We start from the raw sequence: 24,019 nt of genomic DNA on the forward strand, positions 1-24,019 counted from the left end.
TTTGCAGGAATTTTGAAATTTTGGGCCCCGAACAAGAAAAAAACATGCACATATGCAGGAATTGTATATTATCCAGGTTGTCTGAAGGGGGACTAGTAATCATCGCACTCCGTCAGGGGTAGGCAAAAGCGGCGACGGCATAGTAGCTTGAACGAAGTGAAAGCTAGCGACTTTAGACGCGAGCTGGGAATAAAGGCTTATAGCCTAAGAGCAAACCACCCGTTTGACGGGTGGTTATGATGTGTTACTCTAACCGGCAGACTTCTGAACGTTTAAAGAGTTGGGATTCGAGCTTCCCGCCCGGAGATTGCTGCTAACAATCCCTAGCAGAATAATGATTACCCCGATCCACTGCGGCAAGCTGATCGGTTCCGCCAGTACCAAAGAGGACATGATCAGAACCACCGGCAATTCGGAGGAGGTAAGAATGGTCCCCAATCCTGAACCGACATGCGGCATTCCAATGGAAAACAAGAGGGGAGGAAGGACGACCCCGAACACACCCAGCGCTAATCCATAAGGAAACACCCCCACTAAAACATCCATGTCGAATAAAAACGTTGGCGGAAATACGAGAAAGACGGTGATTACGCCTCCCGTGGACAGCAGAGCGCTTTTTAAAATGGGCGGGGCTTCTTTTTCGACAGAACTGCTCAAAAAAACAAAGGTGGAAAAGCTGCATGCCGCAAGCATACCCCATACGGTCCCCTGCCATGACAACGTCAGGCTTTCCTGAAAGAAGATATTGGCCGCCAGAACGGAACCGACCAGAAGCAGCCCGATCGAGACAAGCTTACGCTTCGTAGGCTTTCTCTTATGGAACGCCCACTCCAGCAGGGCCCCGATCCATACGAACTGAAACAGAAATACAATAGCGAGAGAAGCGTTTAGGGTTTGTAAAGCTTGATAATAAAAGATACCGGTTGCCCCGAACGGAATCCCGGATAAGATCAGCTTGGTAATTTGCCTGCGAGTCAGTCTTTTCTTTTTGGTAAATAGGACGGCAAGCCAGGCCAACACAACGCCGAAGAAATACTGCGCTCCGGTCACGGCCGACACGGTGAATCCCGCAGCATAGGCCAATTTTACGAAAGTGGATAATATCCCGTAACAGCAACCTCCTAAAAAAACAATCAGTGCATAGTGCCAAAATTTCATGATTCTCCTCCTTCGGTGGACGCAAAAAAGCCACACAAAAGACCGGTAAGGCCTTCCGTGTGGCGAAAATAGAGATAGTCTCCAGAAAAGTCCACATCATCCTGATTAGGTTTTAGATCGTATTCCGTTCCGGTAAACAGTATAAAAGCATTCTTGGCGTGTTGTCAATCCTAAATCCGCTTAACAACTTAATCGTCCAGCAGGCGTCCATCATCATGCCATTGCCCGTACGTTTTATTTTCCCGCGTGTGGGTTATCAATTTGTCCAACCGGCTCTTAAACAATTCGGGTTGGTTCAGGACGCTTTGAATCGTGTCGATTCGAACCCTTTGATAAAGCGCCGGAAAGGCCAAGAAATTGGCATAAACTTGCGGTTCCTCCCGCAGCCTCTGCTCAATAAACCTATCGATTTTAAAAGAATCGGGGTCCATATCGGGAAGTACTTTTCTGCCTTCGTCTGTCATAAGCCCCAGCTTTTCGAGGCGGCGGACACGCGCTTTGTTGAGTTCGGTCCATGAACTTTTTGGGCTTCGGGGTGACAGCCTTTGCCCCGTCTCCGTTTCGGATATTCTCTTTTTGATGCCGTCGATCCATCCAAAACACAGAGCTTCTTCGACCGCGTCCAGATAAAGAAGGGTATCCGGAGTCGGCTTCATGCTGACGACCACCCAACAAGCTTTCTCGGTCATGCTATGCTCGAGGAGCCAACTCCTTAACTCTTCTCTCGATTTGGCAGGGAGGAGATTTTCAATTTTCATAGATTTAGCTTATAGATGCGGTTGGTTCCATATACCAAAAGAGCGCGTAGTCGTTCATAGTGGATGCGTGCCCCAATTGCCGCAGCATCGTGGAAATATTGCCCCGATGGTAGGTCCCGTGATTAACGACATGCAGCACCATTTCCGAGAAGCGGGTTTGACGGACTCCGGCGAACGGATTGTTAAGCAGCACGCTTTGCTCCAGATCGGCATGGCTTCGGAACCATTGTCCGTATTGTTCGGCTAATTTCCCGAAAGCATTGGCGTACTCCTCCACGGAACCCAGGACATTCTCATTTAGCGGTTTCGCCGCTTGAAAAGCCTCAGGCATCTCCATGCCCGTCAAAACCAGATACCACATCGTGTCCACAGAGTAAATATGACTCAGAGCGTGGGCGATAGTGGGGAATGAACTGTTCACTTCCTGGCTCAGCACGGAGGACGGGAGTTCCTTGATTCTCCCCAGGATCGTTTGGTTGGCCCAGGCGTGATATTGGTACATTTCTACGGGATGATTCGTCATTCGTATCGTCTCCTTCAATTGTTCTTGGATTTGTTTTTGCTTCTGACCCGATTATAAAAAAAGAAGTATGACATCAGTCTGTCATACTTCTTCATAAAGCTTGAGCGCCTGCTGAAGCTGTTCTTTGAGAATGTCCCGAAGGGGAACCGGCTCGAGGACTTCGGCCCCGCTGCCAAAACTGAGCAGGATGGACCAAAGCCAACGCGCCTCGAGCGGCCGGTAAACGGGAATCCGCACGGTCATGCTCCCGTCGGCGTGAAACTGCTTCTCCGCCTGGTGAAACTGATCCATCACATCCGCCAAAGCCTCAGGCCGTACCTGGAGTACGACTTCTTCAACCTGGCCATCCCAGGCCTTTTTTGCAGATCCCGTGTCCTCCGGAAGATTGTGATGCGGATGAAAGGTATTCGGCGTCAGCGTCAGATGCAGCATCCGGGATAGCCGGAACTCCCGATAATCCCGTCGTGTCCGGCAATACCCATAGATGTACCAGTTGCCGAATTTAAAATGAAGCCGCACCGGTTCCATCTCGCGGGTGGTCCGTTCATTCTGCGCGCTGATGTAATCGAAACGGATAATATTTCGCTGCGAAATGGCCGTACGTAACAGAGGTAGCACGCCCAGATCCGTGCGGCGGGTATCCAAATCGACGGACAAACTCGTAGTCCGATGCTCCGGTCCGATCGTCTGCAGCCGTTCGATGGTGCCCTGCGCACGCGTGTCTTCAAACACGGTGGAGAGACTTTGGAGTACGGTAATCAAGGAATTGACATCGTATGAACCGAGCAGGCTTTTATCCATTTTGTACCCGTCCATGATGCCGTATCCGCCGTTCGTTCCCTGATGCGATACCACCGGAAACCCCGCCGCACAAATCGCGTCGATATCCCGATAGATGGTTCTTTGCGAAACTTGAAACTCTTCAGCCAGCTTGGCGGCGGACAGAACTTCGTGATTCAGCAGCTTGAAGATGATGGAGATCAATCGCTCCAATTTCAATAGGGATCACCGTCCGTTTGCTCTATTCTAATGGTCAGGGCGAAGTATACCGCCCATACTTGATGTCCAACTCTCCGAGGTTCTCCCCGTCCTCCAGCAGGAAAAAAGAATTGACGCCTTCCGCTCCCCACCACGACATCCCCAGCAGGAGACCTTGCTTGGTTTCCGCGGCCAATAGCAGCGGGAACATGCCCGGCGACACCTCACCGCCATCATCCACGCGCCAGACGGAAATATCGTCTTCAGCGACCGCCGGATAATCCCGAAATAAGAAGTTCTCGCCGTTAAACAAGGCGATGCTGAACAGCCGGTCTTTTCCCTTGTCCGCAAATCTTACGAGATAAAGCTTGCGTTCCGAGCCGATGCCCGCCAGCGTCCAGATTTGCGTCACATCGCGGTCTCTCATGAGGGAGATGTTTTCCTTGAGCGTTTCCTCAGCTTCAAGTTCCGCATCCGTTCCCTTCTGCGCCGGGGGAGTGATTTCAAGCAAGGATTCAAGGTCAAAGTCCTGCTTCTTCACCACATAGTAGGTCTCGTTGGGAGCGGCCTTCCCGTCTAGGATATCGAAGACATAACCTTCCAGGTTGGCAAAATTGTTGGCGGTCTCCCGGCCGCTGCTTTGATCGGAGCCGGTTTGCCAATTCGCAAATCGGACGCCGTAGGTTTTTCCGGCTTCCCCGATGATGTGGTCGTATTCCGACAGGGACGTCTCCAGCCCGGCTTCCTGCCCGGTCACGATGATTTGGCTGCCGTCCGCGTTCACGAACCCGAAAAAGGGGCTTAGTTTTTCAATGTCGGCAACATGTTTCTGCTCATCGAGGTGATCGTCAGCTTTATTCGCTTTCACAACCGTGTCGTTATTCCCTAGCTGCGTTTTCGCCGGAGGCGGAGCCGCTTCTTCCTTATGAGCCCCCGAGCCGTCGTCCTTACTAGAACAGCCCAGGGTCAGCGTCGTCAGCAACGATGTTAGCGCGATCGCCACAATCCATTTTTTCATTTTCAAGTGAACTCCTCTCCGATCTATTATAAAATAGACGTTGTGACAAAGGTATTTATCACCAAAAGCTTTAGAAGGAGAATATCATGCTTCGACAAACGGAACAACTCATTCATCTGCTCCATAGCCAACCGAGGCTTTCGGCCGCGATTCTCCAAGCCTATTGCCAAATGATTTCGACCTACGGAGACCGTGAAGACGCCGCCGCACTGTTCAAGCTTTTTCTGGAGCAGCCGGAAGATTATCGTCATGTGATGCTGCTTGACCCCGTCATGCGATGCGGGGATCTGGCGTTGGCGCAAGAGATCGATCATCATTGCTTTGAGCAAAATAAGCTGAAGCGGGAGATGCCGAGCGATATTTTACACGTATTGGGATATATGGGCTATGAGAAATATGTTGATTATATGGTAGATTGCATAGAGATGAACGACTGGGATCTGTCCAAGGATGCGTGTCTTGCGCTGATGCACCTTCCGCTCGGGCCGCGTCATGAAGACCGGCTGAGGGCGGAATTCGAAAAGGTATACGGGGAGCCGCTATTCCCTGAGTTTTTGCCGGCACTCTCGTTCAAGTTCAGCGGTCCGGAGCTCGTTCCGAGGCTCTTGGCTTGGGGGGAGAGGGCTTCCACGGATTGTAATGCCGGGATTGTTTTGGGCATAGCCGCTTATGGGGAAGGTCATAGTGAAACTCTAAAGCAACTCCTCTGGAACCCGGGATGGGAGTTATACGCCATCGGAACCGGAAGTCACTGGTGGGCTTACATGGGCATGCAGATGGTGAAGTTGTCTTTTCGCGAACTTATTCTGGATATTAAGAAGGACACCCCATTGGAACAAGAGAAACGCGATTCGGAAGAGACGGATATGCGGCTCGTAGAACATAAGCTGGACGTACTTCATGATTTGCTTGACCTTAAACTGAGCCGCGCGTTGAGCCCGCTCCGGTTTGTCCAGGGAGTCCAAGAGGACTTAACGCAGCTGTACACGTTAATGTTTGAATGGAGTACCGTGCATCGGGATGACTCGTTACTTGGCCGAATCGGCCGTTATTTTGGGTCCGATCACCCGCTGGCGAACAAGTATTTGCAGTTGAACAAGAGAATGGAAGAGGGGATATTCCGGGAGTTGGAGCGGGATCTTCTTCAGATGAGTTGACGCTTTTTCTTTAATTTAAGTGAGATCGCCCACCTCCATTATGCTATAATCGTAAACGGGAGGTTGGTACTCGTGAATGATGAATTATTGAAGTCTGTAAGTGAACTGCTTGATCAGAAGCTTGCGCCATTACAGCAAAAAATTGAAGTGGTGGATGATAAGTTAAGCCGATTGGAAGAGAAAATGGATACGTTGGCGGCAGATGTCGAGTTTACATACCAAAAAACTTCCCGTAATGAACTTGAAATCAACAGGTTGAAACAACAGTAACGGTTTGATTAACAAGCAAAAGCCCCGCTCGGTTAAGGAGTGGAGGCTTTTTTATATGCCTTGTAATACGCTGGCGTTTCATTAAACCTGACATGGTGCTGCCTATCCGCCATTCAACAATTCATTCATTTTATCCATATCGCCGCGAACCTGTTCAAGCTCCTGATCCGTAAGGATCAGCTGTTTGGCTTGGGCCAGTAATTGCTTGGCAAGATCGGTATCGTCGCTGGAAAAAGCCAGGTCCGCGCGCAGAATCAGGGCTTTATAGCGCAGTGTGTTCGCCGCTTCCTTATCGCTCGCCAACATTTTATCGAGCACTTTGACGGCCGCCGTGTGGTCGTCTTTCGCGTAGGCCAATCGATAAGCGATTTCATAAGTATTCAGCGGCCGGTTTGGCGTCTCCCAGATGGATTCGTCGTGCGGTTTCAGTTTGGAGCTGTCGTGCCTTTGGCCGATTAACAGACGGTTTCCGGCAGGATCGATCAGATTAAATCGGCGGTCTTCCGATAAATCGGATAGGCGGGTGATTTTCGGGATTCCGGACCGCGGGATTTTATGATACGTCTGCTTCAAGCGGGCACAAAAATCCTCATATACGCTCATCCACGTTAGGAACATGAATATAACACATGGCGTAGGACTCGGCGGGGACGAGCTGTTTGAGGCCGAAAAAGTGAAGCTCCACGATGGGATGCCGCACACAAGCATAAATATTCGGTTTGGCTTGGCGATAAGTAATTTCGAACCCCAACGTTTCATAAAAATCCAGTTGCTCGTCAATAGACTTGCAGGGAAGCAGGGGAATGACAGATGGACTCGGTTCCATCGACAAATTGAAACACCTCCATAGTGAATTTGTAAACGACCCTGACCATTACATATCGGGTGATTCAAAAAGAGAGTTGCTCTGATCCATGAGCTCGCGAATGCGGCGAATCTCATCGAGCATGTGAGTTAATCGTTCGATGGAGAGCGACTCTGTGATATGGCTGGTCCATACGGCATGACGACGTTGAATTTCATCCAGCGCGGTTCGGCCTTTCGGCGTGATGACCATAAGTTTGGCCCGGCGGTGATGGGGATTGTCCTCGTAGCGCATATACCCTTCCGCCACCAAGGAATCGGCCACCTGTTGTATCGCTTGCCGCGTCAGCCCCATTTCGCGGGCCACATTCGGGACGGTGACCGGTCCGTGTTCGACCACACCAAGCACCTGCCAACGGGCACTGCTGAGTCCCACGGGCTGAGTCAGTCGATCCCCGGCATCGAGCAGTTGGCGATTGAGGCGGAATACTTCAATGACGAGATCGGAAAAAGCGCTGTTTTTGGGAGGTAAAATATGGTTTTCCATGACAATACATTAACAAAATGACAATACCTTGTCAAAAGATTTATTGAAAAATCACCAGGAAGCGAACCTGTTTCCCATATGCTTCGACTATATTACCGAAGACAACTTTAGGAAGTGATGATGATGCAAGAGGATCAAGCGTGGATCCAGCGGTGCAGAGACGGCGACCGCGAGGCTTTTTACCATCTGGTGGAGCCTCTGCTGGACCGGGTCTACAGCACGGCGGCGGCGATTCTGCGTTCGGCCCATTTGGCGGAGGACGCCGTACAGAACGCTCTGATCGAAGCTTACCAGGCGATTATGAAGGGGAAGGAAATTCGTTATTTTGCGGCCTGGTTTAAACAGATGGCGGCGATGAGAGCGATCGATTTGGCCCGAAAGCGGTCGCGGATTGACCGCATGTCGGAGGACTTGGAACAAGTGGAACCGGTGGACCGTCAGGCGCAGCCGATGGAGGTTCTTTTGATAAAGGAAGAGCAAAACAGCCTGCTAGCCCAAGTTATGTCCCTCGACATTCCCCATCGTTCCGTGGTACTGCTGTTTTACTATCAGGAGCTGTCCCTGGAGGAAATCTCCATCGTGCTGGGCGTGAAGGTAGGCACGGTCAAATCGCGGCTGCACCGGGCACGGCTTAAGCTGCTGAAGCTTTATCAATCCGATGAAAACAAGAAGGTGGTGCAACATGTTGGATACAAGGAATGAGTTGGATATGAAAAAGGAGATCGAACAGTCGCTGGACCGGTTGACCGCTCCCGAGTCGCTGCGGGATTTTGCCCGGAATATCGCATGGCACAGCGAAAACAAAAAGCCCGACCGGCGTCGGGCAGGGAGAAGGCCATGGGTCACCGGTTTCGTCGCGGGAGCGGCCGCCGTCTCGCTCCTGTTCGTGACGGCCGAGATGTCCCCCGCGTTTGCCAGCATGCTCAAGCAAATCCCCGGCGTTTCGGTCGCCGCCGAATGGCTGGATACGCTCCGCCGCCAGGACGGGGTCGAGAACGCCGCCGCTCACAAGTACATGCCTTTTGAACCGGTGGTGCAGCAGTTTGGCGATATGAAGGTGAGCCTTGCGGATGTTTATCTGACCAGCGATAAACTGATGTACAAAGTATTTATTCGGACGGACGCCCTCAAGGAGCATATTGCGAAAAATCCGGACGGAAGCTTGAGTCTCGACCGTACCGCCGATTTTTACGCCGTGGAAAGCGTGGATTTCGATATGATCGAAGGGAGCGGCAGCGAAGATTTGATTACCGACCAGGAGACGGGAGAGCCGATCCTCGTCATTTCCAACATCATAGATTTGGAACCGGAAGCGGTGCAAGCGTTTCTGCAGGGGAATCCCGACACTTTGCGATTTGAAATTTATGCGGGGACCCATGCCTCCGGCCGCGTGGACCGGCAGTATGCCATGAAAGTGCCGTTTTCGCCCGACCAGCAGTTGAAAGACCGGATTATCCAAGCCAACCGGCGGATCGAGGTGAAGGGGGACCCGGATATCGGGGCTGTGGTGCTGGACAACATCCGGGTTACTCCGCTGAACACCTATGCCGAGCTTCGGTTGGACAACAGCGCAGAATATTCGCTGGATCTTCGGTTAAACGGGGACGGTAAGGAAGATCCGGTGAAGCTGACGGACAACAACGGCAAGGTGTATCCGTTGGTTTCTTACGAGACGAAGTATCAGCCGGTGCATGACCGGTTTCAGCCGGGGGTAATTAAGCTGACGTTCAATTCCTCTCCGTTTTTTGACGAGACCGTGGACCGACTGACGCTTCACGTCGGCGCCGTGGAGGTCTCGGACTGGACGAAGAGCGGCTCCTTTACGCTCGATTTAAACGAACCGCTGCCGAAGCCGATCCGCTTTAAAAACAAGGAAATGACGATTACCGAAACGCGGTATGAGGATGGGTTTTTGAAGCTTAAGGTGCGGCAGAAATCCGAAGATCGCATGAGCGTCCGGTTCGATATTCCTTCCTTACGTCCCGACAAAGAGAAATCTCCGGAGCTCTGGGAGGCGTATTACGGGGAAAAAGCGGATTTAAGAAAGGAACGGATAATGCCGACCGAAGGAAACGAGGAATACGAACTGGCCTTCATGGTTCCCAAACAGGAAACTTATGAAATTCGCGTGAAACGGGAGGCCGATCCCGTACGTATCGACCGGACGATAGCGTTCGATCTTCGCTAGGGCAAGATCAAATCACTTGAACTTGATTTGAGTGTCCCTTTTCCGGAGGCTCAGGCGTTATACAAGTAAAACAAAATCAAATGCCTGACTGGCCGAGAGGAGATTATCCATGAACGTTACGAAAAAGACCCTGATTACCGCCGCGAGCATCCTGTTGATGTTTGGCTCGGCAAGCCCTATTGCCGAGGAGGCTGCAGCCGCGCCGCACAAATCGTCGAAGACACAGGCGGCCTCGAACGAGACCCGTCTCGAACAGCAGAAAAAAGCGGCGATAGCGATCCATTCCAAACAGAAAAAGCCGGGAGAGCTCACCGTCATGTATGATGGAACGGACAATTCCCTGTCTTTTAACTATCTGTCCATCAAGACTTCAAATGATGACGAGTACACGAAGCTGTTGTCCAAGTACAAAGCGCCGGAGTTAACACAGCCGGCCTGGCTTCCGGAAGGGTACGCTTTTGAATCCGGTGAAATCATGCCGCCATATCCTCATTTTCTCAGCAAGAGATATCAAGGGATGTTAAAGGAACTCCAAACGGAAGCGAAGGGCAAAACGTATTACGCCAAGAAGCTGAACTGGAGCGAAGCCGGAGAAACGGCCATCGTCTTCTCCAAAGATTCGGACGTCATTCGCCTCAGCGCCAAAAAGATGCAGCCGTTCTTTACGGAGGTCACAAAGGTGCCGGGGAAAGGGGAAAATTTTGAAAAGTTGACCGTCAACGGGATCGAGGCTTTATACGCCACGAATTCCGACGCCCTCTTCTCGACCAGACTGATGTGGGAAAATACGAAAGACCAGTTGGAGTACGAGATTTCCACCTACAAAAATAGCTCCCTGACGAAGGACGATCTCGTCGCGATCGCGGAGAGCATGGGCAAAGAGTGAACTGAAACAGAAATAATCCATTCCCGGAGTCTGCGTATAGGCAGGCTCTTTTTTATTTCGATGTATTTTTCGTTCGGCTCGGACCGCAACCTTTCCACTGCGCCAACGTTCAACTATATAGTTGAAATTTGAAGTCGGCTTCCTGGCCGCGATAGGTTTGTATTGAAGTGTACATATTTAAAATTTGAGACGCATTCGACAGGGAAAAGGAAAATTGTTGTTTTTTGTCGAATCTTTGTGACTATGATGAAAAGAAGAAAAATTGCGGCGATCGTCGGCTTGTTCTTTCTTGTGCTGACGGGGATTCGCCTCGTATGGATCAATATACAAACGACCTCGATGCGGATCGAAGCGGAGGATGGGCGCGTGGATTTAAGCGATTGGCTCCCTTCGTCCAAACCGATTCTTTCCCTTGATGGACAATGGGAGTTCTATCCTTCGCAGTTGGCGACCCCGGGTCCCGATGGGGCGTTTGTGCCCGAGGCCGGCTCCACCATGAAGATGGCGGTCCCCGAAAGCTGGCAGCGGTATTTTTCCCCGCAGCAGCGTTCGACCTTCGGCTATGGGACGTATCGCCTGCGGGTTATTTTGCCGCAAAGAACGGAGGAATTGCCCAAGTTGACCGTTCGCATACCGCGGATTTCGACCTCTTCGGCTTTATATGTGAACGGGCGCTTAGAGGGCCGCTCCGGTCAGCCGGCGGAGCAAGCTTCGTCCTACCGGGCGGGTAGTATGCCCTATTCCGTCACAATCACCGCCGACCGCGATGTCCTGGACTTGGTCCTACACGTCGCCAATTACGATAACCGCGTCATGGGCGGGTTGACCGAACCCGTCAAGCTCGGAACGGCGAGCGCCATGGAGCGGGCATATTGGTACTCCGCCGGCTCGCAAGCGGCGATGGTTCTGCTGATGGTCATGCATGCGGGGTATGCCTTCGTGCTCTATTTCATAGGTGCCCGACACAAGCCGCTGCTGATCTTTTCTTTGCTGGCGGCTTGCGGTGCGGCCGCTGTCTCCGTGGATCAGGATCAAATTTTGTCCGCCTGGTTTGGGGTCGGTTATGAAACGGCTTCTAAAGTGTTCTATTTATCATACGTTGGCGTGGCCGGGCTGCTGCTGCATTTTTTAAAAGGCTTGCTGCCGGAAATTCCGATCCTTCGCTACTCCCGTTGGCACTTGGTCGCCTGCGCGGTATTCGGTTTGGGTGTTTTGGCGCTGCCGGCCAGGCTGATCACTTACGCTGACGGGTTACATACGCTGCTGATGCTGGTTTCGTTCGGCAGTGCTCCGGTCTTTCTCTATTTGGCGGTAAGGAAAGGGGTTCCGGATGCAATCTATTTGTTGCTCGGCGTGGTGGCTATGGCATCGAATCTCATCTGGGGACTGTTGAATTACACGTTTTTTCTCGATATCGGCTATTATCCTTTCGATATGCTGGCCTTGTTTGTGGCCTTTGCTTTGTACTGGTTTAAGCAGTATTTCCGCAGCGCCGCCGAAACCGCCACACTGGCGGAGCGTTTGAAGGAAGCCGACAGACTGAAGGATGAGTTCCTGGTTCAGACGTCGCATGAACTGAGGAATCCGCTTCACGGTATTCTGAACATGGCCCAGACCGTACTGGACAGCGCCGGAAAATCCGACGACGAGGCTAACCGTGACCGGTTAAAGCTGCTGGTTTCCGTAGGCAAGCGGATGTCCTTTTTGCTGAATGACCTGGTCGACCTGACCCGGCTTCGGGAGAACCGGGTCCTGCTGCAACCCGGTCCGCTCCGTCTCCAGGCGGAGGCATCCGGCGTGCTGGATATGGTCAGGTTCTTGACCGAAGGGAAGCCGATCAAGCTGGAAAACCGGATTCCCGATTCGCTGCCGCCGGTGCTGGCGGACGAGAACCGGCTGCTGCAAATCCTGTTCAATCTCCTGCATAATGCGGTCAAGTTCACGAATGAAGGGCGCATCGTCATCGATGCGGGGATTGAAGGAGACATGGCGGTAATCCGCATTTCGGACACCGGCATCGGAATGGACGAAGCGACAATGAGCCGGATATTTCTGCCCTATGAACAGGGTAGGGAACAGACGGAGACGAACGCGTCGGGCTTCGGGCTGGGTCTTTCGATCACCAAGCGGCTGGTCGAACTACACGGCGGCGAGCTGACGGTCACCTCCGTTCCGAACAGCGGCTCGGTCTTCAGGTTTACTTTACCCGTGGCGAAGCCCGACGAACTCGAAGCCGCGCCGGAGGCTATTTCGGCAGGAAAGCCGAACGAAGCGGATGCAGCTCTTAACCGCGCCGAGACGGCCGCCGCCGCTTCCCCGCCGGAAACTCCCGCCCACAGGGACGTGCCGCGCATTCTTGCCGTCGACGACGATCCGGTGAATCTGCGCGTCTTAACGAACGCGCTCGCCCGGGATCGATACGAGATCGTAACGGCGACGAGCGGCCTCGAAGCGCTGTCTCTTCTGAATGCGGGAGCCTGGGATTTGCTCATCGCGGACGTGATGATGCCCGGGATGTCCGGGTATGAGGTCTCACGGACCGTCCGCTCCATGTTCTCCCATTCGGAGCTGCCGATTCTACTGCTCACGGCCCGGCACCGGACGGAGGATATCGAAGCGGGCTTCCGTGCTGGAGCGAACGATTAAATCGTCAAGCCTGTCGATGTCCACGAACTGCGAGCACGGGTAAAGGCGCTCACGGACGTCGCCCGGACCGCCCGCGAGCAGTCGCGGATGGAGGCGGCATGGCTCCAGGCGCAAATTCAGCCGCATTTTCTGTTCAATACGCTGAATTCCGTCGCCGCGCTCGTCGAAGTCGACCCCGACCGCATGCGCAACCTGCTGCTGGCTTTCGGCGATTATTTGCGGGCCAGCTTTGACTTCGCGAACCTGGAGCGGTTCGTCCCGCTGGACAAGGAACTGGAGCTGGTGCGGGCTTATCTTTACATCGAGAAAGAACGCTTCGGAGACCGCGTTCAGGTGGAGTGGGAGGTGGACGACGGTCTCCCGCTGCAGGTGCCGCCGCTGTCTATCCAGCCCCTGGTGGAGAATGCGGTCCGGCATGGTCTGCTTCGACGCAACCGGGGAGGCACCGTCCGGATCCGGGTTTGCGACTTTGGAGACTATGCGGAGATCTCCGTCGAGGACAACGGCGTCGGATTCGACCCCGAGCTCCTGCGCGGGGTTCTGTACCCAAGGGAGACCCCTGGCAGAAAATCGGGCGTCGGCCTGGCCAACACCGACCGCCGCTTGAAACAGCTGTTCGGGAAAGGCTTGCAAATCCAGGGGGCTCCCGGGCAGGGCACGGTCGTTTCTTTTATCGTCCCGAAGCAAGCGACCAGCGGCACGTTACTGCCCCGATACGGTTTAGAGGCTAAGTAATAGATGAATTGCAGAACCTGGCATTTGGTGCTATACTTTTGCGCATGAAATAGGAATGGGGGTTGTGGAGATGGCAATGCAGGATTGCTCATTGGCTAGGAAGTCCTCATGCAAAGCCTGATCTAGGGCGATACTTTGCGTGAGGTGCGATAGGATGGATTCGATCGCCCAAACTCTTCATTTTATCGTTTCTAATAACAGGCTTTGCACCTTATTGAGATTTTTTATACAAAATAAGGGGCTGAAAGCTATGAGTACACCATTTATTAGAAACCATCAATTTAATGTGATTAAGAAACAAGCGGAATTTCTTCAGAATACGTTGCGGACGGTTGCGGATCGGCGTGTTCTGGAAACGGTAAGGTATCGGGCCGCGGAGAATATTGTGGAAGCATTCCTCTATCTGTCCGAGGAACAGAAGAAGATGCTTGAACAGATCTCTACCTTCGAGACGGCGTTCGAATTCCAGCGATATCTTAACGAGTTGGAACCTTATCTGGAGCCATATCCGCCCATTACGCCGAAACAGATTCAGAAGTTGTTCCCTAAAAATAAGAAGCTGAAAGTTCCGGATTTAAACTCCATCGACTTCCGGTATGTCACCTATCTGAGTTGGGTGGATATCGCCACGAACCGGTTATTCATCGTATATCCGTTCGAAGATCGGTTCATCGGGGTGGAGGGGCGAATTACACCGACGAACAAGAAGGGGTATTGCCTGTTCTGCAACCGTGAGCATGAGCTTGCTCACTTCTCGGTTCGAACGCCCCACACTTCACCGGATAACATATCCGCCGTAGGTCAATATGTGTGCATGGATAACCAAGGGTGCAACCGAAGTATTACAGATCCCGGCTCCCTGGAGAAATTCATTCTCTCGGTGAGCAAATAATAAGCAACTAGGCTGCCTTCGGGCAGTCTATTTGTTTATTAAAATCACGCTGTTTTCCCAAATAAGAGACCGGTTGTCCCACTGGGAGTAATTAGGTAAAATATCATCGTAGACTCCAGTTCCGGGTATTTTTAACGTAAACCGTTTTCAACAGGGATGGAGGATTTCATTTCGTGACGATACAGGAGGATATACCCATGAAGTTCAAACATTAACGCCTTGCTGAGATTGGATACAGGGCCCGGGCACCTCCATGCATCGATTTGTTGATTTCCGATTTGATGCGAACAAATCCAGCATGTGGAGGATGAAGAAGATGAGCAAACCCTTAATGAATGTGGCTTTGGTATGCGGCCCCGATAACGATATGGAATTGCAGGCCATGCGTGCCGCTTTGGAATTATTTGGCGCAAGAGTTTTTACGTATTGGATCGGCCGGCCTAATGACCTGATTTCCGTGTTGAACGGAGAGGACATTTATCCGGATACGGATTTGATCGTGCTCCATTTTCACGGAGACGAAGGCAAAATGATTATGCCCGAACTGGGCGAAGACGTTTATGAAGACGGGGAACCGAAAGGGGATTTTGGTCCGGACGAGATTCGGCGCTATGCCAAGCTGGAAGGTAAAACCGTGATCGGCAACGGATGCACGCTGGGGGACCCGGCTTTGTCCCGGGCTTTTCTGGACGCCGGCTGCCGGATTTACATCGGACCGGACGATTACCCGGAGGGCAATGCGGCGCTGATGTTTTTGCTGCGTCTTTTTTACGAGATGTGCCAAAACCAGAAATCTATGAAAGAGGCTTACCGACTCGCCAGGTCCATGGATGAAGAAAACATGACGATGTATCGAATTTATGAAAACGAGGCGTTGGTGTAAAAGCCTGACTTCGACTTAGGGCAGGAATCTAGTACCCCATCAGCCATCGTAGTAGGAAAAAATGAGTCACTCACAGAAATAGCGGTCTTTTGGGCCGCTATTTCTGTTTGATTTGGCTCTAAGGGGATAATAGTACCGTTATTACCTCCCACGGCTGTCAGAGGATAGCGGGCTAAACCGAAAAGCTATAAAACGAGAGCCGGAGTGCCGCTACTGCCATAGCTTTTAATCCGGCGATTCTATTTATTGAAACGTTTCCATTCCAATGTTATGCTGATGTTCAGAGAAAGTTAACAACGGGGGAGTTCTATGACGAGTATCAAGGATATCGCGCAAATAGCCGGTGTGGCTGTAGGAACGGTCTCCCGGGTGATCAACAACTCGGGACCGGTCAAATTGGAAACGCGCCGGAAGGTGGAAGAGGTCATCCGGCGGATGAACTATGTGCCCAATGAAGTAGCCCGGAATTTTAAAATGCAGAAGTCCAAGATGGTTGCGCTGCTGCTGCCCAGTATCTGGCATCCGTTTTTTTCGGAATTAGCTTACTATATCGAGGATGAGCTTGATCAAAGCGGTTTCAAGCTGATGCTCTGCAACAGCGGGGGCAAACCGGAGAAGGAGCTGTACTACCTGGATATGCTCCGGCAGAACAAGGTGGCGGGGATTGTGGGAATTACTTATAACGATATTGAGAAGAATGTCGGTCCGGAAATTCCGATGGTCAGCATCGACCGGCGCTTCGACCGGAAAATTACCTGTGTGACCTCGGACAATTTCGAAGGAGGGCGGATCGCTTTGCAGGAACTCGTTAAGGCAGGTGTCCAAAGACCCGTCTTCATCGGAGCGGTGGCGGCCATGTCCAGCGAAACGATGAACCGCAAGGCGGGTTTTGTCCATGAAGCGCAGCGGCTTGGCGTGGATGGTTCCGTCTTTGAGCGACCGGATCCCATCATGGACGAAGAGGCTTACTTCGATGAATTTTTCCGGATTCATCCGGAAGCCGACGGCGTGTTCGCCATTAATGATATGTTTGCCGCCAAATATATCGACCGGGCGGTGAAGCTGGGATTAAAGGTGCCGGAGGATGTCAAGGTTATCGGCTATGACGGAATTCAGAGCCATACCTATTTCCATCCGGTGTTGTCCACGATTCGTCAACCTGTGGAAGCTATGGCGCGAACGGCCGTTCAACTGCTCTTTCGGAAAATGAACGGAGAGGGTCTGCCGCGGGAAACCTATCGGCTGCCCGTTATTTTCAGGCGGGGCGAAACAACCTGAAGCATTCCGGCCGGTTGTTTCACGAAAAAGTGGAAACGTTTCACTTTTTTATGACAGCGCTTCCTTATTGGCGTTCGAGCGCCGGTTCTCACCCCAAATGTCTCAAATAGCATCGGCTCTTGGCGACGACGAACGCGGGAAGCCTAGCGACATCAAGGAAGGGGTTGTCTTCTATGAACCGCAAACCGCACAAAAAAAACAATCTCGTTTTCAACATGCTTTATAAACGTTTTCTTTTGGTGATCGCTTCCATCCTGATCATCGCCATTCTTTTCGGCGTCGCCTTGTTTTTGCGCAGTCAGCGGTATTATTCGGAGATCATCTATAACAAACAGGTCGAGCGGCTAAAATTCGTTCATCGCGATATCGAAAGCGAAATCGAAACGATCAAACGCATTCAGTACGGAGTCTTGATGGACGAAAGTGTCGATAATTTGCGCTATCTCTATTCATCCAGCCCTTACTTCCTGCGCTATCAAATGATTCATTCGATGATGGATCAAATGAAATCGCTGAAAAACAGCAGCCGCTTGGTATCGGACGCGGGCGTTTACTTTAAATCCATCGGCAAAGTGATCGGCAGCGAGGAAATTAACGATATGGAACCCAAGGCCTGGATGGAGATGGAGCAGGTTTTGTTTCCAAACGCTTCTACGCTGATGACCTACCATAATCGCTTAATCGTTTTGGAAGCGGTTACTAACGCGCAGGACAACCCGTCTCTGGATTGCGTCCTGATCGTGGAACTGGACAAGCGGGCGATCGAAGAACAGTTAAAGAACGCGCTGCTGACCGACGAGGACATGATCGTGCTCACCGGCGGCGAGCGGCAGTTTATCGTGGCCAGCGGGCACGAGGGCTACACCTTGCCTATCGATGAGGCGATTTCCGGGCAGCACGTGAAACTCGCCGACAAGAAATTCGACGTGATCCGGAGCGAGTCCGAAGTTCTCGGAACCCGGCTTCTATGGCTGTATGTCGATAACTCGAATCAGGTTCTGATCGGAATCGGACTTACGCTTTTGCTGTTATTTATCGCGCTCATCGCGCTCATCGTACTTTCCGGCTTTCTCGACTCCTACCGCCGCGTCTACCACCCCCTGAAGCTTCTGCTGGAGGATGCCTTCGAGCAAGTGCGATCCGGTAATTTCAAGTACAGGATAATCCACCACGAACAGACGTATTTTGCCGAGCTGTACGACAGCTTCAATGAAATGGTCGGCCAGATCGACTTCTTGATTGAAAAAGATTTAAAGCAGCAGCTTCTGATCAGCCATGCCCAGTTGAAGCACCTGCAGGCGCAGATCAATCCTCATTTCATGTATAACAGCTATTATCTTCTATATCGCATGATCAAAATGAGAGATTACGAAAACAGCGTCGTATTCTGCGAGCATCTCGGCAAATTTTACGAGTATATTACCCGGGACGGCGAGGATGAAAAAACGCTTGCGGAAGAGGTGGCACACGCGCGGAACTACGCGTCCATTCAAAGTTTTCGCTTCAAAAATCGCGTGAGCATCGAATTTGCCGAACTGCCTGTCCGGTGGACCCACACGCCGGTTCCCCGCCTGATTCTCCAGCCCTTGCTGGAAAACGCCTTTCAGTACGTGTTTGAAAAAGTGCCTACGGACACGGCCGGCCTCTTAAGCGTCTCCTTCCGGGAAAATGGGGAGGAGCTGGTCATCCGCGTCGAGAACAGCGGAGACCTCGACAGGAGCGCGTTAGAGCCTATCCGAGCCCTGATCGAGCAGGGAAGTAAGGCCGGACAGACCACGGCGTTAAGGAATATTCATAAACGAATGCAAATTTATTTCGACGAACGTGCCGGACTGAGCATATCGCAATCACCGCTTGGCGGACTATGCGTCGAGATTACTATACCGCACGGAGAAAGCGAGGGGGAATGATGAACCATTCGGGTCAAAAACTGCTGATCGTGGACGATGAGCCCACCATTGCCGACGGATTACGGATGATGTTTCGCGAACGGAAGGAGCTCGGGCTGGCGGTGGAGGCCGCTTATTCTTCGAAAGACGCACTTCTTCTATTTACGGCTTTTCGCCCGGATGTGGTTCTGCTTGACATTCATATCCCGGGTATATCCGGGCTCGAATTGGCGGGACGGATGCGCGAAATTCACCCCGCCGTCAAAATTATTTTTCTGACCGGCTACGATTATTTCGAGTACGCCTACAAGGCGATCAAGCAAGACGCTTACGACTATATTCTGAAAACCGAGGGAGACGACAAAGTGATCGCGGCGGTGGCGGCGGCCCTGGACCGGATCGCGTACGAGCAAGGACTGGAAAACCAGTATGTTGAGGCCCAAGCTCGCCTTGCCACCATGCTCCCGGTGTTCAGGGATCATCTGCTGTCGGCGCTGCTAGCCGAATCTTCGCCCGACGCGGACGCGATGTCCCTTACGATGAACGAGTTGGGGGATTCCTTCATGCCGGATCACCCCGTGCTGGTTCTCCTCGGGCGAAACTGCTCCGAGCAAATGTCCTTCACGAGGAAAGGGCTCGTTCAATTGACTGTGGAGCAGATCCTTAAGGCCCAATTGCAGCCTTCTCCTCTGCAAATTCTCAGCACAAGCCATCGGGAAGATATTCTCTGGTTTCTGGTCGGCCGGGACAGTGAACTTGGCCCGCCTACCGTACCGATGCCGCTCCTGGAGGACATTCAGGGGATTCTGGCGGAACGTACGGGATGCAAACTATCTTTTGTACTGGCGAAAGAAGCAGGAAGCTGGATGGAAATCGGCCGCGTTTACCGGTCGCTTCAAAGGACGCTGGCGCTTTTTGATCTGTGCAGCCAGGAAGGAATCGCTACGGAAGGAGACCGATATCCGGGAGAGTCGTTCACTTCGGAGGACGAAGAGTGCGCCGTTGTCTTACGTTTGCTGCCGCGTGTGGAATTGCTCCGGACTCATCTGCAAAGCGGCAATCTGGAATCGTTCCGAAACCTACTGGACGAGGTGTGCCGGGTGCTGTCCCGGATTCGCAACGCCTATCCGCTGCATACGATGGAACTTTATCTTGCGGCCGGCAAAACGCTGCTCGGCCATTTGAACGAAACCCGGCTGTACTCGGCGTTGCCGGAGGACATCGATTTGACGCTGCTGTACACGCCCACGCAAATGCAGAGCTGGGTGGAGCGGGCCGCGTATCTGAACAAGCTGGGCCGCGCGCTGTGCGAAGCGGCGGACACGGAGCGTCGGGCCAATGCGGAGACGACCATAAGCCGGATCAAAGAATATATCAACCAGCATTTGGCGGCGGATCTCTCCTTGAACGCGCTCGGGCGGGCGACAGGCTTCAACCCCAGTTATCTTTCGCGGATGTTCAAGCGAGAGGTGGGAATTGGGGTTCACGATTATATCACCCGCTGCAGGATCGATCTGGCCCGGTCGCTGCTGACCCACACGAAAATGAAAATTTACGAGATTTCCCAAAAATGCGGATATGACAATACCAACTATTTTATCCGGAACTTCAAAATACTAGAAGGCCTTACGCCGCAGGAATACAGGAATCGCCACGCTTAAAGGGGGAGCGCCAAAACAGGTAAAGGGATAGAGATAAAAGTCCAAAGATTAGCATGGGAATGGAACGCGAAAAGCCGGATAATGAAATTGCGATCGCAAAGTAAGCGCTTTAAAAAGGGGGAGATTAGAATCGCAGTATCCGGCAAACCGAAGAGAAAATGGTTTCTGGCAGAGCTTCCGTTCCATGTCATGCTTTTGCCGGCGGTCATCCTGACCCTCATTTTCCGTTATGTTCCCATCGCGGGTTTATCCATCGCCTTTATGGATTACCAACCGGTTTTCGGTCTTTCCGACCAGAGGTGGGTAGGCTGGGATAATTTTGAATACGTTTTCAATTTGCCCGGATTTTTCAACGTGCTGTGGAACACCTTGTTTATCGCCGTGATGAAAATCGTCGGCAATCTGATCGTGCCGGTCGTGTTCGCCCTGCTGCTTAATGAAGTCCGTAACCGGTGGTTCAAGCAGTCGGTACAGACGATGCTGTATTTGCCGCATTTTCTGTCGTGGGTGGCGCTGGCCGGCGTGCTCATCGATATTTTGTCTCCGTCGTCGGGCATCATCAACAATCTGCTGACCGGGCTGGGGATGAAGCCGATCTTTTTTCTCGGGGATCCGGCCACCTTTCCGTACACGCTCGTCTTCACCGACGTATGGAAAGAATTCGGCTGGGGGACGATCATTTACCTCGCGTCGATCACCACGATCGACCCGACGCAATACGAGGCCGCTATTATCGACGGGGCGGGCAGATGGAAACAAACCCTGCACGTCACGCTGCCCGCCCTGGCGCCGGTCATGCTGCTGCTGATGGTGCTCGGTATCGGTAATGTGCTGCAGGCCGGCTTTGACCAGGTATATAACTTGTACAGTCCGCAGGTCTACAGCACGGGAGATATAATCGACACACTCGTGTACCGCATCGGGATCGTGGACGTGCAGTTCGGCCCTGCCACCGCCGTCGGCTTTTTCAAATCGGTCGTGTCCTTCGTGTTGATCGTGATCGGCTATAAGCTGGCCAACAAATGGGCAGGATACAAGGTTTTCTAGCCGCTTATACGAAAGGGGGGTTACGGCTATGGAAAATTCCGCATCCAGAAAAGCATTTGTGGTTTTTAACGCTCTGCTCTTGTCGTTTATGGCCTTTATCTGTCTGCTGCCGATTCTGAATTTGATCGCGGTCTCGTTCAGCTCTCGCTCGGTGGTCGAGGCCAATCAGGTCGGACTTTGGCCAAAAGGCTTTAATACCAGCTCGTTTCAATACATTTTTGCAAATCCGCAATTTTTCAAATCGCTGTGGATTACAGTGGAACGAACCTTCCTGGGCTGGGCCATGGAACTTGTGCTGACGATTCTGGTCGCCTACCCTCTGTCCAAGTCCAAAAGGGTGTTTCGCCTTAGAGGGTTCTATGTTTGGTTTTTCATGGTGACCATGGTGTTCAACGGAGGCCTGATTCCCACGTACCTCGTGGTCAACGAGCTTCATCTGGTCAATTCCGTTTGGGCGCTGATTTTGCCGGAAGCGGTGGCGATGTTCAATGTCCTGCTGATGCTGAATTTCTTCCGGACGATTCCCGGCGAGTTGGAGGAGGCGGCTCTGATCGACGGAGCCGGGTGGCTGGTTACGATGGTAAGGGTCTATTTGCCGCTCAGTCTGCCTTCATTGGCAACGATCACGCTCTTCATCCTCGTCCGCCATTGGAACAGCTGGTTCGACGGGCTGATTTTCATGAACATGCCGGACCGTTATCCGCTGATGACCTTTTTGCAAACGATGGTCCTGAACCTGGATCTGTCGCAGCTTTCGTCGACGGCGCTCGCGAACAATCCGCAGCTTTTGGAAATCACCGGCAGGTCGCTGCGATCGGCGATGATTCTGGCCTGCACGCTGCCGATTTTGCTGGTCTACCCGTTCTTGCAGAGATTTTTCGTCAAGGGGATGCTTTTGGGGAGCGTGAAGGGCTAGAAAGCCAGTATTTCGTGTCATAACCACATTTGATCAAGGGGGAGAGAAATTTGAAAAAACGGAAAACGAGAGCGCTGAGAGGGTCACTGATTGCCATGCTCGTTCTGACGATGGCCGCCATGTCGGCATGCGGAGGCGCGACAAAGTCGGGCCAGCCGGAGCAGCCCGATACCGGGGCCGTTTCAACGCCGGCAAACGACGGTCCATTGGTGAAGTACGAGCCGGCCATCGAGCTGTCCGCGATGAAGAATCTGTACGGGGATGAGAGATACCTTCCCGGCGACGATCTGAACAACAATGTTTGGACCCGGGCCTACGAGAACGAACTGGGCATCAAAATCAATTATCAATGGGCGGTAGCCGGCGAAGGCTTCCAGCAAAAGGTGACGATGGCGGTGGCCTCCGACGATCTGCCCGAGCTGATGACGCTTCCGGCAAAGGATTACTTTACACTTGCCAAGGCGGGCAAACTGGCCGACTTGACGCCGTATTTTGACAAATACGCTTCGGACACGTTAAAGGCCACCTTAAACGCGGACGGCGGAAATCAGATGAAGACCGCTTACGTGGACGGCAAGCTTTACGGGATTCCGCAGACGGGCGGCTTTGACGCCACGGCAGACATGATCTGGATTCGCCAGGACTGGCTCGAAAAGCTGAATCTCCCGGTTCCCAAAACGTTGGATGATGTCGTAAAGATCGCCAAAGCGTTCCGTAATGAAGACCCTGACGGCAACGGGATCAAAGACACGTTCGGCATCGGTTTTCAGAAGGATCTGGTCAGTTCGACCGGCAGCTTTGAAGGCTTCTTCGCCGCCTATCATGCTTACGGCAAGGCTTGGATTCGGGGCGAAGACGGGGTGATTTCCTACGGGGCTATCAAGCCGGGGATGAAAGAGGCTCTGGCGAAGCTGAGGGAGCTGTTTGCGGAGGATCTGATTGACGTGGAGTTCGGCGTCAAAGATTGGAAGAAGGTCGGCGAAGATATCGCGGCCGGGAAGGTCGGCCTGTTCTATGGACGGGAAGGATTGCCGTGGATGAGCGCCAAGGACGCCATCGTGAACAATCCGCAGGCCGATTGGATTTGCGTACCGATCGTTTCGGCCGACGGCCAGCCGGCCAAGCCCGTTACGACCGTGACGATGGAGCGTTATTTTGCCGTACGTGCCGATGTGAAGCATCCGGAAGCGCTCTTGAAAATCATCAACCTGTTCCAGGACAAAATCAACAATCCGAAAACGACCATGGAAACGCTGAATACGTTTGGCGTGGATCCGAAAAGCGGGATTAATTTCGCCGCTTACGCCTTCGGCGGACTCGATCCGTCCGAGGATAAACCGAATAAATACTTCAAGCAAATCAACGACGTGCTGCAGGGCAAGGAGAAGGTGGAAAACATCCATCCGGAAGCGATCCGTTACTACAACACGATCAAGAATTATATGGACAACGGGATGGATAAGGGAGCCGATCCGCTGGGCTGGAACTACTATAAATTCCTCGGTCCCGATAGCTCCTGGAAGGTGATCGGCTATTACCGCGACAACCAATTGCTCGAACGGTCGGCCTGGTTCGGCTTGCCGACGGCGACGATGGGCCAGAAGGGCGCCACGCTGGACAAGTTGCAGGAGGAGACGTTCATCAAGATCATCACCGGCAGCGCTCCGGTCTCCGACTTCGATGCGTTCGTAGAAAATTGGAAGAAGCTAGGCGGTGACCAGATTACCAAGGAAGTGAATGAATGGTACAACGCTACTTTTGAAGCCAAATAGGAGGAGGCCAGCT

Annotated in this window: 23 protein-coding genes; 15 read left to right on the forward strand and 8 right to left on the reverse strand. The window is 52.5% G+C overall.

The genetic code is table 11. The features are described from left to right. Positions 1-249: 249 nt before the first annotated feature. The 5 genes from LBW89_RS02810 to LBW89_RS02830 all read right to left on the reverse strand — a co-directional run bounded on the left by LBW89_RS02810 (position 250) and on the right by LBW89_RS02830 (position 4,435). Complete coding sequence (locus LBW89_RS02810; RefSeq protein WP_225038413.1) at positions 250-1,158, reverse strand: EamA family transporter; 909 nt, start codon at positions 1,156-1,158, stop codon at positions 250-252. 188 nt (positions 1,159-1,346) lie between these two features. Next, the gene (locus tag LBW89_RS02815; protein WP_148452292.1) at positions 1,347-1,916 is read right to left on the reverse strand and encodes a YdeI/OmpD-associated family protein; all 570 of its coding nucleotides are present in this window, start codon (positions 1,914-1,916) and stop codon (positions 1,347-1,349) included. Positions 1,917-1,920: 4 nt separating this feature from the next. Then, positions 1,921-2,439 (reverse strand): DinB family protein, encoded by a 519-nt coding sequence (locus LBW89_RS02820; protein ID WP_148452294.1) that lies wholly within the window; start codon positions 2,437-2,439, stop codon positions 1,921-1,923. An 81-nt stretch (positions 2,440-2,520) separates the two neighbouring features. After that, a complete protein-coding gene (locus LBW89_RS02825) occupies positions 2,521-3,438 on the reverse strand; it encodes a helix-turn-helix transcriptional regulator (protein ID WP_148452297.1) in 918 nt (305 codons plus the stop codon). A gap of 34 nt (positions 3,439-3,472) precedes the next feature. Continuing rightward, complete coding sequence (locus LBW89_RS02830; protein ID WP_225038414.1) at positions 3,473-4,435, reverse strand: hypothetical protein; 963 nt, start codon at positions 4,433-4,435, stop codon at positions 3,473-3,475. An 86-nt stretch (positions 4,436-4,521) separates the two neighbouring features. Here LBW89_RS02830 and LBW89_RS02835 point away from each other — a divergent pair, with 86 nt between their 5' ends. Both LBW89_RS02835 and LBW89_RS02840 read left to right on the forward strand, forming a co-directional pair. Then, positions 4,522-5,592, forward strand: coding sequence for a hypothetical protein (locus LBW89_RS02835; protein ID WP_225038415.1), 1,071 nt, complete (start codon positions 4,522-4,524; stop codon positions 5,590-5,592). A gap of 72 nt (positions 5,593-5,664) precedes the next feature. Continuing rightward, positions 5,665-5,862, forward strand: coding sequence for a hypothetical protein (locus LBW89_RS02840; protein WP_225038416.1), 198 nt, complete (start codon positions 5,665-5,667; stop codon positions 5,860-5,862). Positions 5,863-5,964: 102 nt separating this feature from the next. Here LBW89_RS02840 and LBW89_RS02845 read toward each other — a convergent pair whose 3' ends face one another. From LBW89_RS02845 to LBW89_RS02855, 3 genes are read right to left on the reverse strand one after another with little or no spacing between them, the layout of a single operon-like run. After that, positions 5,965-6,435: a hypothetical protein gene (locus LBW89_RS02845; RefSeq protein WP_148452304.1), complete on the reverse strand. Its 471-nt coding sequence runs from the start codon at positions 6,433-6,435 to the stop codon at positions 5,965-5,967. Positions 6,436-6,451: 16 nt separating this feature from the next. Continuing rightward, complete coding sequence (locus LBW89_RS02850) at positions 6,452-6,694, reverse strand: hypothetical protein (RefSeq protein WP_148452306.1); 243 nt, start codon at positions 6,692-6,694, stop codon at positions 6,452-6,454. A gap of 42 nt (positions 6,695-6,736) precedes the next feature. Then, the gene (locus LBW89_RS02855) at positions 6,737-7,213 is read right to left on the reverse strand and encodes a MarR family winged helix-turn-helix transcriptional regulator (RefSeq protein ID WP_148452308.1); all 477 of its coding nucleotides are present in this window, start codon (positions 7,211-7,213) and stop codon (positions 6,737-6,739) included. A 117-nt stretch (positions 7,214-7,330) separates the two neighbouring features. Between LBW89_RS02855 and LBW89_RS02860 the strand changes: the two genes are divergently transcribed. The 13 genes from LBW89_RS02860 to LBW89_RS02920 all read left to right on the forward strand — a co-directional run bounded on the left by LBW89_RS02860 (position 7,331) and on the right by LBW89_RS02920 (position 24,006). Continuing rightward, on the forward strand, positions 7,331-7,915 hold the full coding sequence (locus tag LBW89_RS02860; protein ID WP_225038417.1) for an RNA polymerase sigma factor: 585 nt from the start codon (positions 7,331-7,333) through the stop codon (positions 7,913-7,915). Then, the gene (locus tag LBW89_RS02865) at positions 7,896-9,401 is read left to right on the forward strand and encodes a hypothetical protein (protein ID WP_148452310.1); all 1,506 of its coding nucleotides are present in this window, start codon (positions 7,896-7,898) and stop codon (positions 9,399-9,401) included. Before LBW89_RS02860 ends, LBW89_RS02865 begins: the two co-directional genes overlap by 20 nt. A 109-nt stretch (positions 9,402-9,510) precedes the next feature. Further along, positions 9,511-10,287 carry a DUF4367 domain-containing protein gene (locus LBW89_RS02870; RefSeq protein WP_148452312.1) on the forward strand — a complete coding sequence of 259 codons (777 nt, stop codon included), beginning with the start codon at positions 9,511-9,513 and terminating at the stop codon, positions 10,285-10,287. A 243-nt stretch (positions 10,288-10,530) separates the two neighbouring features. Further along, positions 10,531-12,933: an ATP-binding protein gene (locus LBW89_RS02875; protein ID WP_225038418.1), complete on the forward strand. Its 2,403-nt coding sequence runs from the start codon at positions 10,531-10,533 to the stop codon at positions 12,931-12,933. An 87-nt stretch (positions 12,934-13,020) separates the two neighbouring features. Continuing rightward, on the forward strand, positions 13,021-13,668 hold the full coding sequence (locus LBW89_RS02880; protein ID WP_225038419.1) for a sensor histidine kinase: 648 nt from the start codon (positions 13,021-13,023) through the stop codon (positions 13,666-13,668). A gap of 250 nt (positions 13,669-13,918) precedes the next feature. Then, positions 13,919-14,560, forward strand: a complete 642-nt coding sequence (locus LBW89_RS02885) for a FusB/FusC family EF-G-binding protein (protein ID WP_148452314.1) — start codon at positions 13,919-13,921, stop codon at positions 14,558-14,560. 316 nt (positions 14,561-14,876) lie between these two features. Next, positions 14,877-15,443: a delta-aminolevulinic acid dehydratase gene (locus LBW89_RS02890; RefSeq protein WP_148452316.1), complete on the forward strand. Its 567-nt coding sequence runs from the start codon at positions 14,877-14,879 to the stop codon at positions 15,441-15,443. 309 nt (positions 15,444-15,752) lie between these two features. Then, the gene (locus tag LBW89_RS02895; protein ID WP_148452318.1) at positions 15,753-16,721 is read left to right on the forward strand and encodes a LacI family DNA-binding transcriptional regulator; all 969 of its coding nucleotides are present in this window, start codon (positions 15,753-15,755) and stop codon (positions 16,719-16,721) included. Positions 16,722-16,894: 173 nt separating this feature from the next. Beyond that, a complete protein-coding gene (locus LBW89_RS02900; protein ID WP_225038420.1) occupies positions 16,895-18,631 on the forward strand; it encodes a sensor histidine kinase in 1,737 nt (578 codons plus the stop codon). Next, positions 18,628-20,271 (forward strand): response regulator transcription factor, encoded by a 1,644-nt coding sequence (locus LBW89_RS02905; RefSeq protein WP_170287081.1) that lies wholly within the window; start codon positions 18,628-18,630, stop codon positions 20,269-20,271. The genes LBW89_RS02900 and LBW89_RS02905 overlap by 4 nt, the downstream gene beginning before the upstream one ends. A gap of 81 nt (positions 20,272-20,352) precedes the next feature. Beyond that, positions 20,353-21,318, forward strand: coding sequence for an ABC transporter permease (locus LBW89_RS02910; RefSeq protein ID WP_148452324.1), 966 nt, complete (start codon positions 20,353-20,355; stop codon positions 21,316-21,318). A gap of 28 nt (positions 21,319-21,346) precedes the next feature. After that, the gene (locus LBW89_RS02915; protein WP_148452326.1) at positions 21,347-22,234 is read left to right on the forward strand and encodes a carbohydrate ABC transporter permease; all 888 of its coding nucleotides are present in this window, start codon (positions 21,347-21,349) and stop codon (positions 22,232-22,234) included. A gap of 50 nt (positions 22,235-22,284) precedes the next feature. Then, complete coding sequence (locus tag LBW89_RS02920; RefSeq protein WP_148452328.1) at positions 22,285-24,006, forward strand: extracellular solute-binding protein; 1,722 nt, start codon at positions 22,285-22,287, stop codon at positions 24,004-24,006. The last annotated feature ends 13 nt before the right edge of the window (positions 24,007-24,019 follow it).

It is taken from the genome of Paenibacillus sp. alder61 (assembly GCF_020179875.1).
In the GTDB taxonomy this organism is placed as follows: Bacteria; Bacillota; Bacilli; order Paenibacillales; family Paenibacillaceae; genus Fontibacillus; species Fontibacillus faecis.

Excerpts from the sequence above, each read along its gene's own strand:
- LBW89_RS02880 (WP_225038419.1), top strand. The coding sequence starts at position 13,021 with ATGGAGGCGGCATGGCTCCAGGCGCAAATTCAGCCGCATTTTCTGTTC.
- LBW89_RS02875 (WP_225038418.1), top strand. The coding sequence starts at position 10,531 with ATGATGAAAAGAAGAAAAATTGCGGCGATCGTCGGCTTGTTCTTTCTT.
- LBW89_RS02820 (WP_148452294.1), bottom strand. The coding sequence starts at position 2,439 with ATGACGAATCATCCCGTAGAAATGTACCAATATCACGCCTGGGCCAAC.
- LBW89_RS02870 (WP_148452312.1), top strand. The coding sequence starts at position 9,511 with ATGAACGTTACGAAAAAGACCCTGATTACCGCCGCGAGCATCCTGTTG.
- LBW89_RS02860 (WP_225038417.1), top strand. The coding sequence starts at position 7,331 with ATGATGATGCAAGAGGATCAAGCGTGGATCCAGCGGTGCAGAGACGGC.
- LBW89_RS02910 (WP_148452324.1), top strand. The coding sequence starts at position 20,353 with ATGAAATTGCGATCGCAAAGTAAGCGCTTTAAAAAGGGGGAGATTAGA.
- LBW89_RS02895 (WP_148452318.1), top strand. The coding sequence starts at position 15,753 with ATGACGAGTATCAAGGATATCGCGCAAATAGCCGGTGTGGCTGTAGGA.
- LBW89_RS02890 (WP_148452316.1), top strand. The coding sequence starts at position 14,877 with ATGAGCAAACCCTTAATGAATGTGGCTTTGGTATGCGGCCCCGATAAC.
- LBW89_RS02905 (WP_170287081.1), top strand. The coding sequence starts at position 18,628 with ATGATGAACCATTCGGGTCAAAAACTGCTGATCGTGGACGATGAGCCC.
- LBW89_RS02835 (WP_225038415.1), top strand. The coding sequence starts at position 4,522 with ATGCTTCGACAAACGGAACAACTCATTCATCTGCTCCATAGCCAACCG.
- LBW89_RS02900 (WP_225038420.1), top strand. The coding sequence starts at position 16,895 with ATGAACCGCAAACCGCACAAAAAAAACAATCTCGTTTTCAACATGCTT.
- LBW89_RS02830 (WP_225038414.1), bottom strand. The coding sequence starts at position 4,435 with ATGAAAAAATGGATTGTGGCGATCGCGCTAACATCGTTGCTGACGACG.
- LBW89_RS02865 (WP_148452310.1), top strand. The coding sequence starts at position 7,896 with ATGTTGGATACAAGGAATGAGTTGGATATGAAAAAGGAGATCGAACAG.
- LBW89_RS02815 (WP_148452292.1), bottom strand. The coding sequence starts at position 1,916 with ATGAAAATTGAAAATCTCCTCCCTGCCAAATCGAGAGAAGAGTTAAGG.
- LBW89_RS02855 (WP_148452308.1), bottom strand. The coding sequence starts at position 7,213 with ATGGAAAACCATATTTTACCTCCCAAAAACAGCGCTTTTTCCGATCTC.
- LBW89_RS02885 (WP_148452314.1), top strand. The coding sequence starts at position 13,919 with ATGAGTACACCATTTATTAGAAACCATCAATTTAATGTGATTAAGAAA.
- LBW89_RS02915 (WP_148452326.1), top strand. The coding sequence starts at position 21,347 with ATGGAAAATTCCGCATCCAGAAAAGCATTTGTGGTTTTTAACGCTCTG.
- LBW89_RS02810 (WP_225038413.1), bottom strand. The coding sequence starts at position 1,158 with ATGAAATTTTGGCACTATGCACTGATTGTTTTTTTAGGAGGTTGCTGT.